This is a genomic window from Duffyella sp. Ts4 (genome assembly GCF_051851875.1).
GTDB lineage: Bacteria > Pseudomonadota > Gammaproteobacteria > Enterobacterales > Enterobacteriaceae > Duffyella > Duffyella gerundensis.
In genome coordinates this window covers 275,738-291,293 of record NZ_JBLYPN010000002.1, presented here as the reverse complement: position 1 = coordinate 291,293, position 15,556 = coordinate 275,738, and the positions used below count along the sequence as shown (strand labels likewise).

Below are 15,556 nucleotides of genomic sequence, written 5' to 3'. Positions count from 1 at the left end.
TGCCGCCGGGCGCGTTGCCCGGCTTCACAGCTTCATACGCAGCAGTCGCAGGCCGTTAGCGGTCACTAACAGACTGGCGCCAACGTCAGCGAACACCGCCATCCACAGCGTGCCCCAGCCCATCAGCGTCAGCAGCAAAAACAGCACCTTCAGCCCGATCGCCAGCGCGATATTTTGTCGCAGAATACGCCATGTCATGCGTGAACAGCGGATAAACTGCGGCAGCTTGCGCAGATCGTCATCCATCAGCGCCACGTCAGCGGTCGCGAGCGCCATATCGCTGCCCATCACGCCCATGGCAATACCGATATCGGCGCGCGCCAGCGCAGGCGCATCATTGATGCCATCACCCACCATCGCCGTGGTGCCGCTCTGCGTCAGCGCCGCGACGGCGTCGAGCTTATCCTGCGGCAGCTGCTCACCCAGCGCGCGATCGATACCCACCTCGGCGGCGATGGCGGCAACGGTGGTCTGATTATCGCCGCTGAGCATCACCGTTTTGACGCCCAGCTGATGCAGTTCGGCGATCGCTTCCCGGCTGCCCGCCTTCAGCCCGTCAGCGACGGCAAACAGCGCCACCACCTGCGCGGCATTCGCCAACATCACCACCGTATTCCCTGCCGCTTCCAGCTGCGTGCGCTGCTGCTCGATCGCGGGCGTCAGTACCGTTACCGCCTGCATCAGCCGGTGATTGCCCAACCACCACGTCTGATCTGCCAGCGTGCCCTGGATACCGCGCCCTGGCAGTTCGCGAAACGCGGAGACCGCCATAGCTGGCGTGCTGGCCCGGCCAATCGCCTGTGAAACAGGATGGGTGGAGTGCGACGCCAGGCTGGCCGCCAGCGCCAGGCTCTGCGCGTCATCCCATTCCGCGCAGGGCTGCACGCTACGCAGTTCGGGCTGGCCGCGGGTTAGCGTGCCGGTTTTATCCAGCGCCAGCCAGCGGATAGCGCGCCCGCTTTCCAGCCAGATGCCGCCTTTGATTAATATCCCGTTCCGCGCCGCTAAGGTTAGCCCGCTGATCAGCGTAACCGGCGTGGAGATCACCAGCGCGCAGGGACAGGCGATCACCAGTAGCACCAGCGCTTTATAAATCCAGCCCTGCCAGTCGCCCAGCCAGATAGCCGGTAGCGTGGCCACCAGCAGCGCCAGCGCCAGTACCACCGGCGTATAGATGCGGGCAAAGCGATCCACCAGATGATGAATCTCCGCCTTGCTGGCCTGCGCCTGCTCCACTGCCGCCACAATGTTGGCCAGCGTGCTCTCCCCGGCCAGATGGGTGACCTGATAATCGAAGCTGCCGGTGCTGTTAAGCGTACCGGCAAACACCTTATCGCCCGGCGCTTTGTCCACCGGTACGCTTTCGCCGGTGATCGCGGCCTGATCGATCGCCGAATCGCCCTGCGTGATGATGCCATCCAGCGCGATGCGCTCACCGGGCCGAATATTTACCGTGCTGCCCGGCATCACTTCCTGTACCGGCAGCATCTGCCAGCTGCCGTCAGCCTGCCTGACACGCGCACGCGGCGGCGCCAGATCCATCAGCGCCGCCACGGCGTTACGCGCCCGATCCTGCGATCTCGCCTCCAGCCGTTCAGCCAGCGTAAACAGCACCATCACCATGGCGGCTTCCGGCCACTGGCCAATCAACAGCGCGCCGGTGACCGCAATGCTCATCAGCGCATTGATATTCAGGTTGCCGTTGCGCAGCGCCAGCCCGCCCCGCCGCCAGGTGTTCACGCCACAGGCAACAATCGCCAGCGCTGCCAGCGCCGCCTGCACCCCCTGGTGCAGCCCAAACCAGTGGGCGGCCTCTGCCAGCGCGGCCGCACCCGCCGCCAGCAGCAACGGCCAGGTGCGCAGCGGTTTTTTCGCGCTCACCGGCGTCGGCTGCGCCGCGTCCAACAGTCGTGGCGCAAACCCCAGCTCACGCAGCGCCGCCAGTATGGGCTGACGCGCCGCGGGCTGATGGCGCACGGTCAGCACACGCTGCATCAGGTTAAAACTGAGCTGCTCCACGCCCGGCATATCGCCCAGCCGACGCTGAATCATCTGCTCTTCTACCGGGCAGCACATGTCGGTGATCTGCACGCGACTGACTGCCGCATCCGGGCTGGCTGGCGCAGTGCGCCGGAGATTAATGGTGCCGCGAATCGCGCCCGAAGACGTTTTACTGCAACAATTCTTCATTATCCTTTCCTGTTCGCTTGCTATAGTGGCATTAGAAACCCTGAAGTTATTTCAGGGTCAAGCCGTAACGAGGGTGATATGAAAATTGGTCAGCTGGCACGCCATTCCGGGTTCAGCGTCGAAACGCTGCGTTACTACGAACGTGAAGGGTTGATACCGCCGGCCCTGCGCGACGACGTCAATAACTATCGCCACTACCAACAGGCGCACCTTGATGCGGCGCTGTTTATCCGTCGCTGCCGGGCGCTGGATATGAGTCATGAAGAGATCCGCACGCTGCTCGACGCCCGTGCGCGACCGGAAGCGGACTGTCGCGCCATCGACCAGCTGATCGAGAGCCATTTGCAGCATGTACAACGTCGCATCGATGAGCTGCAGGCGCTGGAGCAGCAGCTGATCGCCCTGCGCAACAGCTGCCTGACCGCCAGCAGCGTACGCGACTGTGCCATTTTGCAGCATCTTAAGCAGCCCGCTGAGCCGCACTACCCGCTGGCGGAAACGCATCTCGGCGGCAGCCATCATCGTTAATCGCCGGTAAAGCTGGCGAAGCGCTACCCGATGAACCAGGCTTAGCACTCGCTTTTTTTAGCTTCTTTTGCCCGCTGGGCACCCCATATGGAGTAATTGACCGATGGAAAACTGGCTTACCTCACGGAACTTTTACCGTGTGCTTTTTAATGAAACCCTGTGGATCAACAGCGCTATCGTGATTATTGGTACGCTGGTGATTTACACCGTGCTGCGTACCGCCATCAGCTTCTTTTCCAAACGCATCGCCCGCCTGAGTGAACAACACACTTCAAAATTCTATGGCATTGCCGGTGAGATCCTGCGCAATACCAGCCAGACGCTGCTGCTGATTTTCTCGGCGCTGATCGCGGTGAAATTTATCGATTTACCGGCAGGCTGGCGCAGCGCCATCTCGCACGGCTGGTTTATCGCCTTGATGGCGCAGCTGACGCTGTGGCTCGACGGTTCAATTCGCCTGTGGCTGAGGAATATGCTGCGCGAGCCGACGCACGTGCGCAATCCGGTGACCACGGTGATCCTTGGCTTCCTGCTGCGCGCCTTTGTCTGGGCGATGATGATGCTGGCGATCCTCTCCAACATGGGCATCAATATCACCGCGCTGGTGGCCAGTCTCGGCGTCGGCGGTATCGCCATCGCGCTGGCGGTGCAGACCGTGCTCAGCGACGTGCTCGCCTCGCTGTCGATCGGCTTCGACAAGCCGTTTGAACACGGTGACTTTGTGGTGTTTAACGATATTGCCGGCACGATTGAGCACATTGGCCTGAAAACCACGCGCATTCGGAGCCTGAGCGGTGAGCAGATCGTCTGCTCTAACACGATTTTGCTTCAGCAAACCATTCACAACTACAAGCGCATGCAGCAGCGCCGCATCGTGTTCAAATTTGGCATCAACTACCAGACGCCGGCGGAAAAAGTGCGCCAGATTGGCGGCGTGGTGAAGGAGATTATTCAGCAGGTGCCGAAGACGCGCTTCGACCGCGCGCACTTTTTGTCGTTTGATGAGTCGCAGCTGACCTTCGAAGTGGTCTATATCGTGCTCGACGCCGACTACAACATCTATATGGATATTCAGCAGGAGATTAACCTGCAGCTGATGGAACGCATGGCAGAGATGAACATCCGTTTCGCCTTCCCTATTCGTCGCATCGAGTTCACCGGCGGTACGCTGCCGGAAGTCAGCATTGCCGGTAGCGCCTCCAATGAGGAAGAGCGCCAGCGCGCCAATGCCTGATTTTCCCCTGTTACCAACGGCACCCTAAAGGTGCCGTTTTAGCGACACGCGCCCGATCTGCTGAAAATTCGCACCGACTCCATTTTCGCTCCACATTTGTTGCAAGCCGATACAATCCTGACGAAAAGTGCGCCCTTAAGATTATTCTTAATAGGGCAGTATTTCCTGCGGGTTATTTTCGTTTATGCCCTGCGACATAGCGCCTTAACGCCGTTAGCCCGATCCACGCAGGACCACAAAAAACCACAGCGCAGACGTCACTGAAAAAGCCGTTTCTTAACCACACAATTTGTTATTTAATCCCGCCGTCCGCACCGCCTGAATAGTGATTCTTTTTGTCGTCGACCACGTTATGTGGCGGCAGGTTGTTGAATCTTTTTTATTAAGCAGCGGATAAAGCAGAAGGCACATCGATTATATAAGAGACAACAGCATGAATAAGAAGTTAGTCATTGTTTTAATGACTGCGGGCCTGGCGCAGAACGCGCTGGCGGCGGAAGTGTATAATAAAGACGCAAATAAACTCGATTTTTATGGCAAGGCCGTAGCCCGCCATTATATCAGCGATAATACCGCGGTTGATGGCGACGCGACCTATATTCGCCTCGGCTTTAAAGGCCAGACGCAAATCAGCGATGTGCTGACCGGTTTTGGCCAGTGGGAATATAACTTCCAGGCCAACCACAGCGAAGGCGGCAACGATGCGCAAAACGGCAATAAAACCCGCCTTGGCTTTGCCGGACTAAAGCACGCGACTTTAGGTTCCATCGATTATGGTCGCAACTACGGCATTATTTACGACGTTGGCGCGATCACCGACACGCCGGTGATCTTTGACGACGAGACCTATATCAGCGCCGACAACTTCATGACGGGTCGTGGCGGCGGCCGCCTGACCTGGCGTAACAACGATTTCTTCGGCCTGGTGGATGGCCTGAACGTGGCCGCGCAGTATCAGGGCGCCAACAGCAACAGCACCAACAATCCCCGTTCCGCGACGCGTGCTAACGGCGACGGCTATGGCTTCTCGCTGAGCTACGACACGCCGTGGGATGTAAGCATCCTCGGTGCCTGGGCGACCTCAAAACGCACCACCGCGCAAAACGCTCTGCTGCTGGGCGACGGCGATCGCGCTGATATCTGGGCCACCGGTCTGAAATACGATCACGATAGCGTTTATCTGGCCGCCACCTGGGCACAGAGCCAGAATATGACGCCAATCGGTAGCCTCGGTTACGCCAATAAAACCGATAACCTGGAAGTGGTGGCGAAGTATTTGTTCCAGAATGGTTTTGCACCGGAAGTCGGCTATTTCAAATCCAAAGCCAAAGATCTGGAACTGACCGGCGATCAGGACATCATGCATTACTGGGATTTCTCGCTGGTCTATTACTTCAACAAAAACATGTCCGTGTATGCCGATTACAAGCTGAATCGCATCGATAAAGATAACAATCTGGGCATCGCCTCGGATGACCAGACCGGCCTCGGCCTGACCTACCAGTTCTGACCAATACGCCTGGCGATGCCAGGCGTATTTTAATCCCCCAGCCGATAGCCCGCGCCGCGAATGCTTTGTGGGACAAAACGCACCCCCGCCGCGGCAATTTTTTTGCGTAGCTTACTGATATGACTGTCTACCGTGCGTTCGCTGACCTGCTCATCGTTGAGGCAGGCGTGCTGGATTGCCTGACGGGAAAAGATCCGCTGCGGCTCACTCAGCAGATAACTGAGGATTTTCAGCTCAGTGGCGGTCAGCATGGCGGCGATATCCTCGCGCGCATCGCCGACCAGTACCTGACGCGTTGCGCGATTAACGGCGATATTTCTGCTGGTCAGCCAGTCACTTTGTGCCGGTTGTCTGGCGGTGGCCAGCTGGATCCGCGCCTGCAGTTCATCGCTGTTCATCGGCAACAGCAGAAAATCATCCGCCCAGCGCGGTACATAGCGCAGCGCATCCTCGCTGACCAGTGCAATCAGCGGCACCGCCGCCCGCTGCCCAAGCCGTGACAGCGACTGCCACCCCTCTTTCGCCCCGGCGTTGACACGGAATAAAATAACCTGCGGTAACCATTGCTGAATAAGCTGGTTTATTTTGGCGGTTTTATTGGCGCTAATGACGTGATAGCCCTGATTATTCAGACCAGAAACCATCTCCTGCTGAAGATAATCATCTTCTTCCGCCAATAAAATATTTACCGGCTGCGATAATAACGGCGTCACATTATTCATTCCCTGCAGGTGAACTCTGTTTTCACTGCCGATGGACGGCGGCGTTTTCTGATATTTAGCCGCTCAGATAAGTTCGACAAATTTATTTATTCGCCTGGCTGTGCGGCGGCTGAAATGTAAACCTGATGATGAATGAAGGCAATACTATTTTAAGCATTGGCAAAGAATGTCTGCTAAACGGCGGAAGGATGGCCAGGACGGGTACTAAAAACCGCTACGCTGCCGGCGCGGGTTATCCGGCAGCAATTAACGGATCAGGAGTCGATAGTGCGGTAGGCGGTGGTTACCTTCCACAGATAGCGCGGCGCCTGCGCAGCCGGATGCTTTTGCTGCACGTGCTGATAGAAATCTTCCGGTGTCATGGCGTTGATCATAGCGATAGCGCGATCGCGGCTGGATGAGAAGGTGCGCAGCAGCGCGCCCGCACCGTTGGCATAGGAAACGATTGTGGCGTAGCGCAGCGTTTGTGGATTACGAATGCCGGCCAGCGCGGAGTCCTGCAGGATGCGTAAATAGGCGGCACCGATATCGATATTTTTTGCCGGATCGCGCAGTTCGGCGGTGCTGGGCTGACCACGACGGCCCTGCGTACGATAGACTTCGCGGCCTGCGGTTGACGCTTTGATCTGCATCAGCCCTACCGCATTAGAGCGGCTGACCACACCCGGATTACCGCCGGATTCAACGCTGATAATGGCGCTGATCAATTTTTCATCGACGCCATACTGGCTGGCGGCGTTTTCGGTAAATATGGACCAGGCATCAGATACTTTACCCGGCGACGCTTTGGTTAAAGGCGTCTGTTTTTCCTGTAATGGAGGATGCGAAGGGCCACTGGCGCAACCGGACAATAACAGAGCTGAAAGCACAAGCAGTCTTAATCTCACACCGTTTTCCTTAATAAACCTGTCCCGCGCCCAATCATACGGAGAGATTCGCCGGACAAAATTACCTTTTATCCGAATTGCTAAAATTCGCTGGCGCTATCGTGACTTCATGCGTTTTTTTCGTCATTATCGTGATGACAGCAGCATTAACCGTTGAATAACATCCGTTTCCGGAGCCGCAGGATGCCAGACCGCCACACTCGCCTCATTCGTCTGATCGCGCCATCAGGCTATTGCCTGCAGCAGGAGGCCGCTCACCGCGGTATCAACCGTTTGCAGCAGGCTGGACACCAGGTCGATAACCTTGACGTTGTTACGCGCCGTGAGCAGCGTTTTGCTGGTAGCGATGCGCAGCGTCTGGCGGACATCAACCAGCTGGCGACGCTGGCCGACCTGCCCGATATCGTGCTGGCGGTACGCGGCGGCTATGGTGCATCGCGGCTGCTGGATAAAATCGATTACATTGGGTTGCAGCGCCGCTTGCTGAATCAGCCGGTTGCGCTGTGCGGACACAGTGATTTCACCGCTATTCAGCTGGCGCTGCTGGCGCAAACCGGACTGATTACCTTCAGCGGTCCGATGCTTGCCGCTAACTTTGGCGCGGCGCAGCACGCTGATTTTACGCAGCAGCATTTCTGGCAGGCGCTGACCGCGCCGCAGTTTACACTGGTGTGGCCGACGTCGGCACCGGACTGCAGCCCGCGCAGCGGCATAGTCTGGGGCGGCAACCTCACGATGATCTGTTCGCTGATCGGCACGCCCTGGCTGCCGGTGCATCAGGACGGCATTCTGGTGATCGAGGATATCAATGAGCATCCTTACAAAATCGAGCGCATGATGCTGCAACTGCAGCAGAGTGGGATTCTGGCGCGTCAGCAGGCGATTGTGACCGGCAGCTTTAGCAGCGCCGCCATCGGTGAGTATGACAACGGCTTCGATTTTACCACCGTGTGGCAGCGGCTCCGGGAGAGCACCGGCCTGCCGATCGTCACAGATTTACGTTTTGGCCATGAGGCGGATACGGTGACCGTGCCGCTGGGTGCGCGTGGAGAGTTGCAGGTAGAGGCGGGCACGGCGCGATTGTCGCTGAGCGGCCATCCGATTTTGACGTAACGGTATTGTCTCCAGGAGACCCTTGATGAAGCCGCTTTATCCCGACTTATGGATCTCCACCCCTGAATTCCCGGCGGAAGATAACGACATTATGATGCACGGCTTTATGCTGCGTCATCCGCGCGGCAACCTGCTGTTCGGCCGTATTGAAAACCCGGACGATCATAACGTTATTGAACTAGAAGGTGGCGCGATTCGCCACTATTTTACCCACTGGCACGAAGCGGGCCCCGGCGCGGCGCTGATTCAGCAACGCTTTAACAGCGCGCTCTACTGCCACAGCCGTTCGCTCAGTGCGGTGATGACCAGCGTTGAGCCGGATGAGACGCTGACGCACGATGAACTGCATTTCGGCGATCTACAGATTCTCTCCACTCCTGGCCATACGCCCGGTTCCACCAGCTATTTTTACGCCTCGCCGCACGGCAAAAAGTACCTGTTCGTGGGCGATACGTTGACCCGCGATCATGAACGCTGGATCACCGTTCAGGTGCCGGACAGCAATCGCGCCGATCTGGAGCGCAGCCTGCAACGTTTTCGCAAGCTGCGGCCCGACGTTATTTTGATGAGCACCACTCGCGGTCACCTGTCGTGGCAGGAAGTGACGCTGATGGAATGGCTTGACGCGATCGACGAAGCGGAACAGTCACCGGTGGTGGTGCGTGAATCGCCACTCTACTTACCACGTCATTAAGGCTCTTCAGTCAGCGCTTTGGTTAAATAGTGGCGCTGATAGTGGTCAAGGTAATTATCGAGAGAAAATCGCAGCTGATAGCCCTGCTTTTCATAGAAGGGCCGCGCCTGAAAACTTGCGGTGTCCACCTGGGAAAAACGGCAGCCGCGACCGCGCGCTTCCTCTTCAGCCGCCTTGATTAGCCGACTGCCCACGCCCTCCCCGCGCAGCGCCTCGCTAACCCACAGCATATCGATCCGCAGCCAATTGCCGGTAGTTGAGCCAGTGAGTCCGGCAAGCTTGCGGCCCTGCTCATTGACCACAAAGATTCCCAGCGCCTTGATCACATCAGCATCAAAAAATTGGTCGTTATAGGCCTTCAGACCGAGACGTATCTCATCCAGATCGTGCTGGCTCGGCGTGGCGGTGATCTTCAGTTCCATGGCTACCTCGGCGATCAAAAAAAGGGGCTAAAGTGAACGACCTGATTATGAATCAACGTGCGCGCCAGCATCCCAGCGTTCCAGCGTCACCGACTGCGTGTCACGATCGGCGCTGCGGTTGCAGGGAGTCAGGCTGTCGCTGTCGTTGAAAGCAAAGAAGGTTTCACCGCTGCTTTTGTTCACAATCAGCTGATCGCCGTTGCGGAACTGGGTAATCGCCACCTTATCGCCGTCGTTGATGCGTGAACGGGTCTGCCCTGAGGCGATCTGAAAGTGGTGCTCTCCCCACATCAGCGTACTTAAGCCGTAAGCCGCGCGGGAAACCGTCATGGTGGCACGCCCGCTGCAGGTGATCTGGAATTCGGTTTCTGCCTGCGCAGAAGATAAACCGGCCAGCATCAGCAGCGCGGCAACAGAATAGCGCCTCATAGCCTCTCCATTTCGTTTGATTTCATTAGGGAATTTCAAGGTTATCACAGCAGGTTATAAATGAAGAGATCGCTATCGCAGAAACCTGCCCACGCTTTTTCTGCCCGACATGAGTTACCACTGTCGCTGATGAAATGTGGAAATTGTTAGTTTTTATAGTATGTTGTAACTAGATGCGGTGCGATTTTTTTCTGCTCATCCTGCCACGCTATTCGCTTACGACAAATCTGAAAATGGCATTCAGGGCAATTATTTGCGGCGACATTGAACAATTTCCGGCACTAAAAAAGCGGGCTTTATCACAGATAAAGCCCGCTCGATAACGGTATCCTTGCCCTGGAAACAGGTTACTCAGCAGCAACTTCAGCCGCTATTAGCATCAATGCCATACCCGCAGACTCCTCATCATACTCGCCCATCACGGCGCGCAGCGCGGCTGCACAGGCATCAACCTGCTGTTTTTTTTCGTGTGCCAGTTTCTCAATCGCATGACGAATAATCATCAGACTGGCTTCTTCTTCTCTCATCAAAATAACCTTGTAATGGTGATCCAGTGCCTAACCGGGCCAAGAATAACGTGACAACACTGCAAAAGTCACCCCTTTGCCTCGTTTTCGCTTAACTGTAACGCCGCAGCCAAATTTTTTTCACGGGCAAAAATGCTATGCTGAGACTATCCGCTTTGGGATCACGGAACGATAAAGGGCCGAACACATGCTGCGACTTCCCCTGCTTTTCACCGCGCTTTTACTCGCAGGTTGCGCCTCGGGCCCGCAAGGCGTGACCTGTCGTGGCGACCTTTCCACGCTTGACGGTAAAGCGCTCGGGCAAAGCACGGCAAAGGTGTTTGACCTGGTTAACGCGTTCAGCGTCAGCAATGACGATGTCACCGTTGAGAGTGGCCCGCTGCATTCAAACGATCGCCTGCGCTGGATACCGTCCGCGGTGACTAAGGAGGGTTACTACGCGCAACGGCTCTCTTCACACCAGTTTCGCCTGATCAACCCCTATCAGGATAACCAGGTGACATGGCAGTGTCCGTAGAGACCCGTCCCAAAAAATGCTACCGTTTGCGCTTTATCGTTTTGGAAAGGAAGAACAGTGGAAAGAGACGTTGAGAATAACCATGTTGTTCTGTTTCCCTGGCCCGGCAAACGCCGTGCAGATAACCGCCTAAGCTGTGGCGGCATCGATCTTACGCTGGAAACTGGCCGTATCGATGAGATTGAAGAGTGCGCCCGCTCGGCAAACCTGCGTCGCTTGCTGGAAGAGGTCAATCTGCAGGATGGATTGTTTATGACGTTGGCCTGCGATCACGTGAAACTGGAAAACGGTACGGCGGGTTTTGTGACCTTCGCACTTCGCCCCGAAACCTTATCGCAGCTCAGATCTCACACCCTCGACCTCGACCGGCAATTCTGGCGTTATCTCGCCTGGCAGGAGCGCGAGCATGCGATGGCCGCAGGTGCGCTGGTGAACTACGCGCAGTCGGTGATGAACTGGACCCATGCGCCGGTGCAGATCCGCGGTGAACAGTATGACCGAATCACCGTGCAATATTATTGTGAGCGGTCAGATGAAGCGGAATGGTGTCTGGATCACCTGCGCCATTTCCTGGTGTCGTGGTTTCCCTGTCAGCTGGCGCAGGATCAGCCGTGAACCCGGACAGTGCCGGGCAATACTCACGGTTTTACCAGTCTGATAGCGTGCTCCAGCACGCGCTGCTCCTCGCGATCGCTGTCCCCCCGTTTTAGCCGCGTCTGTTTTAACAGCGTGGCCAGCCTCTCGCGCGGCGTATCGTGGCCGCTTTCTGCCAAAACAATCACCGCATCACCCACTACCCGGCACACTTCGTCGTAATACTCTTCGCTCAATACATCACGTTTCATTGGTCACCTCCTCAGTAAAGCCTGGCATAAAACCGGCGATTGAAAATGTCAGTATGCTGTCAGGAGTGAAAAAAAATATGTCTATTGATTGCAACGTCTTTCGCCGCCCGGCAGAACAAAATCCTTGTGCTATGGTTAATGTAGTAGCAATGATGCTGCCAACCCAGGAAGGAGATGCCTTATGTTTGATAAAGCGAAAGATAAAGCAGAAGAAGCAGCAGGCGCCGTACAGCAGCAGTTTGGTCGCGCCACCGGTTCTGCAGAACATGAAGCGAAAGGCGCTGTACGTCGTCGCGCTTCACAGGCAACCTATGCGGTTGATGACGCACTGGATTGCGCGCGTGATGCCGCAGCAAAAAGCCCGCTGACCGCGCTGGCTGTGGCTGCAGGCGTTGGCTTTGTGCTGGGTAAACTGCTTAGCTCACGCTGAGTCTGTCACCAGAATTAAGCTTACGAGCCCGCCTTATGGCGGGCTTTGTCGTTCTGAAGAGGAGAGAATCATGTTTAACGTTGATGATTTCGTCCAGTCCAAAACCGGCGGCCCTAAAATGCAGGTGGTACGGGTTGAAGACGATCTGCTTTATTGCGTTCGCATTGACGATGCGCATAAAAAAGAGCTTACCGTGCCCGCCTCTTCCGTGAATCTGTATCACGAAGAGGGTGATTTCGGCGTCTGCTGAAGTCGATGAACGCCAATAAAAAACCCGCCAGCGGCGGGTTTTTTTACGTCTGAGCAGAATCAGTTTTTCAGATCGTACTCAAGCGTGATCTCAGCATTCAGTACCTGAGAAACCGGGCAGCCCGCTTTCGCTTTCTGAATGATGGCGTCAAAGGCCGCTTTTTCGATGCCGGGCAGCACGATGTCGCTTTTCAGCGCGATTTTGGTGATCGCAAAGCCGTCATCTTTTTTGTCCAGCGAGACGTCAGCAGTGGTGTCGATGCTGGTTGGCGTGAAACCTTCCAGACCGAGCATCATCGATAACGCCATAGAGAAGCAGCCAGCATGTGCTGCGCCGATCAGCTCTTCCGGGTTGGTGCCGGGTGCGTCTTCAAATCGGGTATTAAAACCGTACGGCTGCTGCTTCAGCGCGCCGCTTTCGGTAGAAATGGTGCCTTTACCTTTTTTTAAATCGCCTTCCCAATGCGCCTGGGCTTTCTTATGAATAGTCATGCTTTCCTCCCGTTGATGAGACACAGCGTTAAGTATAGTTAAGGCTGAGGATTTTGCCGGAGCCTGACGGTCAGTCGGCGGTTTATTCAACAACTGCGCCAACGACTTAGGCCGTGCCTGATGCGAAATAATGGCCCCGGCGCACAAAGCGCTTGCCTGCCAGTGGGGAATCGGGGTTATGTTGCAGGGGAAAACGTGACCCAAGGAGAGAAGAACGATGAGTGCTTATATTATGTTTGTGCGCGATACCACCCTCGATGCCGAAGAGTTTGCGACCTATAGCAAAATGGCCGCCGACGCGCGGGGCGATCATCCGTTAACCGCGCTGGCGCACTACGGTGATTTTGAAGTGCTGGAAGGTCAGTCGTCAGAAGGCGTGGTGTTGCTGAAGTTTCCGGACATGGCCGCAGCGCGTGCGTGGTATCACAGCCCGGCTTATCAGGCAGCCAAAGTGCATCGCCTGAAAGGCGCAGAATATCGGGTGATTCTGGTCGACGGCGTCGAATAATCTGCCCAACGCAGACCGGATATCAACAAAAAACCCGCCAGTCGGCGGGTTTTTTCTGGTTAGCGCAGCTGGCTATCTTTACTGCCGCGCCGGTTATACAGGCTGGCCGTATGCTGCTGTTGATCCAGCTTGCTCTGGCAGTTGACGCAAAATTTCACGCCTTGTAACGCCTGCCGTCTCGCTTCAGGAATCGGTTCTCCACACTCCAGGCAAAATTCCTCACTTTCGCCCTGCCCGACCGCATTGCGCACCCGCGCCACGCCGTCGTTAACCGTGCTGTCGATCTGATCCTGCACTGCGCCATCGGAAGCCCAGCCACTTGCCATATTCACCTCCAATTATGGTCACAGAGATAAATATGGGTGCTAACTGCACTTTCTTCAAGCGGTGCGCTGTACGCTCGCCTCTTCCAGCACCTTATGAATAACCGAAGAGAGCTCGTTGATCTCAAATTTGGCCACATAACCGTTGGCACCGACTTTACGCACGTGATCTTCGTTGGCGCTGCCTGACAGCGATGAGTGAATTACCACCGGAATCTCTTTCAGGCGCGGATCGCTTTTGATATTGCGCGTTAAGGTAAAACCGTCCATTTCCGGCATTTCCAGATCGGTCAGCACCATGGAGATTTTATCGCGAATCGGTACGCCTTCGGCCTGTGCCTGCTGCGCCAGAATCTTGATTTTTTCCCAGGCTTCGAGACCGGTGTTGTGCAGCTCAGCTGGAATGCCCATGCCGCTCAGGCCTTTCTCCAGCATTGAACGGGCCACTTTCGAATCTTCAGCCACGATAGCGATAGAGCCAGGGCGCATGCTGAAGGTTTTGTTTTTGACCTGTTCGGTTTTGACATCGCGCGCTGATGGAATGATGTCATACAGAATCTGCTCAACGTCCAGTACCAGCGCCATATTGCTGCCCTGCTCCTGATTTTCGAGCATGGCGATACTGGTAATGTTGCGGCTGCTGATACCCGCTTCGGCAGCGTGAACGTTGCTCCACTCAAGTCGCACGATGTTGTCCACCGATTCCACCGCAAACGCCTGAGTGTTGCGCGCATATTCCGTTACCAGCAACAGATTCAGGCCGGTGGAAGGCGTACAACCGGCGACGGCGGGCAGATCGATGACCGGAATCACCTGGCCGCGAATATTGGCCATACCTAATAATGGCGGCTTCATGCCCGCTGCTTTGGTGATCTCGGTCATCGGTACGATTTCACGCAGCTTAAAGACGTTGATGCCGTACAGCTCTGGTTTTTCTTCCGGTGAAGAGGAACCCAGACGGAACAGCAGCAGCTCAAAACGGTTTGACAGTGTCAGGTTCGCTCTTTCGTCGATATCTTTTTGAAAATTATCCATGTATTCCTCTGAACATTAACAGGTAAGTGATTACAGGCGATATCGACGACGACCGCCTCCGGCAGCGGCCTTCTCACTTCGCGTAAGCAGCAACACTTCTGTCACAGGTTATCGGCAGAGGAAGGCAAAAGGTGAGGATTGCCGCGTGCGATTGGGATTTATTTTCTCCGGCACCCCCGCTGAATTAATCCGTGGGTGCACTTTCTTTAATTAAATCAGCGCCCTGATTTCTCGGGTTACCCACCGCCGGGCTGACCGGATGCCAGTGAAATTCGTCGGCTGAGCGTGCGCCTTTGTGCGCCAGATCGCAGGCTTCATCCGCCGTGGTGGCGGGATCGAGCCAGGCCAGTGCCGCTTCAGGCGTCAATACCAGCGGCCAGCGATCGTGAATATCCACCAGCCCTTTATCGCTGGCTGCGGTAACGATGACAAATCCTTCGTGATCGTTGGCTTTATCGTAAGGCGCGTTGCCAATGGCGGCAAAAAACAGCGGCTCATGGGAGTGATGATAGAGAAACCATGGCTGCTTGTGGCTGCCCTCACGTTGCCACTCATACCAGCCGTCAGCCATGACGATAGCGCGGCCATGCTGCCAGAGCGAGGCAAACATTCTGCCTGAGGCTGCAGTTTCAGAGCGAGCGTTGATTAAGGGTGGCTTCTGCCACCAGCTGGGCGCATAGCCCCAGTGAACAGGATCGAGAGAAAGGGATCCGGCCCGCGCGTTAAGTAACAGCACGCGCGTACCGGGCGCGACGTTATAACGACCGATCGGTTGCGGATCGTAGGTTATTTCGTCGCTGGCAATGCCAAGTGCGGCGAAGTAGTCATCCCTGCTGCGATATTGTGCAAAACGTCCACACATAGTGCCTCCAGCCGCCGCACGCTACGGCAGATGATCACT

Annotated in this window: 21 protein-coding genes; 10 read left to right on the top strand and 11 right to left on the bottom strand. The window is 56.1% G+C overall.

What is annotated here, in order from left to right; all coding sequences use genetic code 11:
* Positions 1 to 24: 24 nt before the first annotated feature.
* Positions 25 to 2,190 carry a heavy metal translocating P-type ATPase gene (locus tag ACJY2L_RS04340; RefSeq protein WP_439213031.1) on the bottom strand — a complete coding sequence of 722 codons (2,166 nt, stop codon included), beginning with the start codon at positions 2,188 to 2,190 and terminating at the stop codon, positions 25 to 27.
* Positions 2,191 to 2,268: 78 nt separating this feature from the next.
* Here ACJY2L_RS04340 and cadR point away from each other — a divergent pair, with 78 nt between their 5' ends.
* The 3 genes from cadR to ACJY2L_RS04325 all read left to right on the top strand — a co-directional run bounded on the left by cadR (position 2,269) and on the right by ACJY2L_RS04325 (position 5,462).
* Positions 2,269 to 2,718: a Cd(II)/Pb(II)-responsive transcriptional regulator gene (gene cadR / locus ACJY2L_RS04335; RefSeq protein WP_439213030.1), complete on the top strand. Its 450-nt coding sequence runs from the start codon at positions 2,269 to 2,271 to the stop codon at positions 2,716 to 2,718.
* A gap of 103 nt (positions 2,719 to 2,821) precedes the next feature.
* Positions 2,822 to 3,952, top strand: coding sequence for a mechanosensitive ion channel family protein (locus tag ACJY2L_RS04330; protein WP_439213029.1), 1,131 nt, complete (start codon positions 2,822 to 2,824; stop codon positions 3,950 to 3,952).
* 433 nt (positions 3,953 to 4,385) lie between these two features.
* Entirely contained in the window at positions 4,386 to 5,462 is a 1,077-nt protein-coding gene (locus ACJY2L_RS04325) for a porin (protein WP_209500032.1), read from the top strand.
* 29 nt (positions 5,463 to 5,491) lie between these two features.
* On the opposite strand, the gene ACJY2L_RS04320 is transcribed toward ACJY2L_RS04325, so the two are convergent.
* Positions 5,492 to 6,175, bottom strand: a complete 684-nt coding sequence (locus ACJY2L_RS04320) for a winged helix-turn-helix domain-containing protein (RefSeq protein ID WP_439213028.1) — start codon at positions 6,173 to 6,175, stop codon at positions 5,492 to 5,494.
* A gap of 263 nt (positions 6,176 to 6,438) precedes the next feature.
* Positions 6,439 to 7,071, bottom strand: coding sequence for a membrane-bound lytic murein transglycosylase EmtA (emtA, locus tag ACJY2L_RS04315; RefSeq protein ID WP_082691650.1), 633 nt, complete (start codon positions 7,069 to 7,071; stop codon positions 6,439 to 6,441).
* 183 nt (positions 7,072 to 7,254) lie between these two features.
* Here emtA and ldcA point away from each other — a divergent pair, with 183 nt between their 5' ends.
* Together ldcA and ACJY2L_RS04305 are read left to right on the top strand one after the other, a co-directional pair.
* A complete protein-coding gene (gene ldcA / locus ACJY2L_RS04310) occupies positions 7,255 to 8,184 on the top strand; it encodes a muramoyltetrapeptide carboxypeptidase (protein WP_439213027.1) in 930 nt (309 codons plus the stop codon).
* A 25-nt stretch (positions 8,185 to 8,209) separates the two neighbouring features.
* Positions 8,210 to 8,878, top strand: coding sequence for an MBL fold metallo-hydrolase (locus ACJY2L_RS04305; RefSeq protein ID WP_067429801.1), 669 nt, complete (start codon positions 8,210 to 8,212; stop codon positions 8,876 to 8,878).
* On the opposite strand, the gene ACJY2L_RS04300 is transcribed toward ACJY2L_RS04305, so the two are convergent.
* From ACJY2L_RS04300 to ACJY2L_RS04290, 3 genes are all read right to left on the bottom strand, one after another.
* Entirely contained in the window at positions 8,875 to 9,300 is a 426-nt protein-coding gene (locus tag ACJY2L_RS04300) for a GNAT family N-acetyltransferase (RefSeq protein ID WP_439213026.1), read from the bottom strand. The genes ACJY2L_RS04305 and ACJY2L_RS04300 overlap by 4 nt on opposite strands.
* Before the next feature lie 45 nt (positions 9,301 to 9,345).
* A complete protein-coding gene (locus ACJY2L_RS04295; protein ID WP_439213025.1) occupies positions 9,346 to 9,729 on the bottom strand; it encodes a hypothetical protein in 384 nt (127 codons plus the stop codon).
* Positions 9,730 to 10,076: 347 nt separating this feature from the next.
* Positions 10,077 to 10,256: a hypothetical protein gene (locus ACJY2L_RS04290; RefSeq protein ID WP_067429794.1), complete on the bottom strand. Its 180-nt coding sequence runs from the start codon at positions 10,254 to 10,256 to the stop codon at positions 10,077 to 10,079.
* 187 nt (positions 10,257 to 10,443) lie between these two features.
* On the opposite strand from ACJY2L_RS04290, the gene ACJY2L_RS04285 reads away from it, so the two are divergent.
* Together ACJY2L_RS04285 and ACJY2L_RS04280 are read left to right on the top strand one after the other, a co-directional pair.
* Positions 10,444 to 10,773: a hypothetical protein gene (locus ACJY2L_RS04285; protein ID WP_225700759.1), complete on the top strand. Its 330-nt coding sequence runs from the start codon at positions 10,444 to 10,446 to the stop codon at positions 10,771 to 10,773.
* 57 nt (positions 10,774 to 10,830) lie between these two features.
* On the top strand, positions 10,831 to 11,388 hold the full coding sequence (locus tag ACJY2L_RS04280) for a hypothetical protein (protein ID WP_439213024.1): 558 nt from the start codon (positions 10,831 to 10,833) through the stop codon (positions 11,386 to 11,388).
* Between the two features lie 23 nt (positions 11,389 to 11,411).
* Here the strand turns inward: ACJY2L_RS04280 and ACJY2L_RS04275 are convergent, their stop codons facing one another.
* Complete coding sequence (locus ACJY2L_RS04275; protein WP_439213023.1) at positions 11,412 to 11,618, bottom strand: DUF2767 family protein; 207 nt, start codon at positions 11,616 to 11,618, stop codon at positions 11,412 to 11,414.
* A 181-nt stretch (positions 11,619 to 11,799) separates the two neighbouring features.
* On the opposite strand from ACJY2L_RS04275, the gene ACJY2L_RS04270 reads away from it, so the two are divergent.
* Together ACJY2L_RS04270 and ACJY2L_RS04265 are read left to right on the top strand one after the other, a co-directional pair.
* Positions 11,800 to 12,048, top strand: coding sequence for a glycine zipper domain-containing protein (locus tag ACJY2L_RS04270; protein WP_067429785.1), 249 nt, complete (start codon positions 11,800 to 11,802; stop codon positions 12,046 to 12,048).
* 70 nt (positions 12,049 to 12,118) lie between these two features.
* Positions 12,119 to 12,298, top strand: coding sequence for a DUF2158 domain-containing protein (locus ACJY2L_RS04265; RefSeq protein WP_439213022.1), 180 nt, complete (start codon positions 12,119 to 12,121; stop codon positions 12,296 to 12,298).
* Positions 12,299 to 12,357: 59 nt separating this feature from the next.
* On the opposite strand, the gene ACJY2L_RS04260 is transcribed toward ACJY2L_RS04265, so the two are convergent.
* Positions 12,358 to 12,789, bottom strand: coding sequence for an OsmC family protein (locus ACJY2L_RS04260; RefSeq protein ID WP_067429780.1), 432 nt, complete (start codon positions 12,787 to 12,789; stop codon positions 12,358 to 12,360).
* Between the two features lie 217 nt (positions 12,790 to 13,006).
* Between ACJY2L_RS04260 and ACJY2L_RS04255 the strand changes: the two genes are divergently transcribed.
* Complete coding sequence (locus ACJY2L_RS04255; RefSeq protein ID WP_439213021.1) at positions 13,007 to 13,297, top strand: DUF1330 domain-containing protein; 291 nt, start codon at positions 13,007 to 13,009, stop codon at positions 13,295 to 13,297.
* Between the two features lie 59 nt (positions 13,298 to 13,356).
* On the opposite strand, the gene ACJY2L_RS04250 is transcribed toward ACJY2L_RS04255, so the two are convergent.
* The 3 genes from ACJY2L_RS04250 to ACJY2L_RS04240 form a co-directional block, all read right to left on the bottom strand.
* Complete coding sequence (locus ACJY2L_RS04250) at positions 13,357 to 13,623, bottom strand: DksA/TraR family C4-type zinc finger protein (protein WP_439213020.1); 267 nt, start codon at positions 13,621 to 13,623, stop codon at positions 13,357 to 13,359.
* 54 nt (positions 13,624 to 13,677) lie between these two features.
* Positions 13,678 to 14,655 (bottom strand): chemotaxis protein, encoded by a 978-nt coding sequence (locus ACJY2L_RS04245; protein ID WP_439213019.1) that lies wholly within the window; start codon positions 14,653 to 14,655, stop codon positions 13,678 to 13,680.
* Between the two features lie 184 nt (positions 14,656 to 14,839).
* Positions 14,840 to 15,517: an SOS response-associated peptidase family protein gene (locus tag ACJY2L_RS04240; protein ID WP_439213018.1), complete on the bottom strand. Its 678-nt coding sequence runs from the start codon at positions 15,515 to 15,517 to the stop codon at positions 14,840 to 14,842.
* Positions 15,518 to 15,556: the final 39 nt, after the last annotated feature.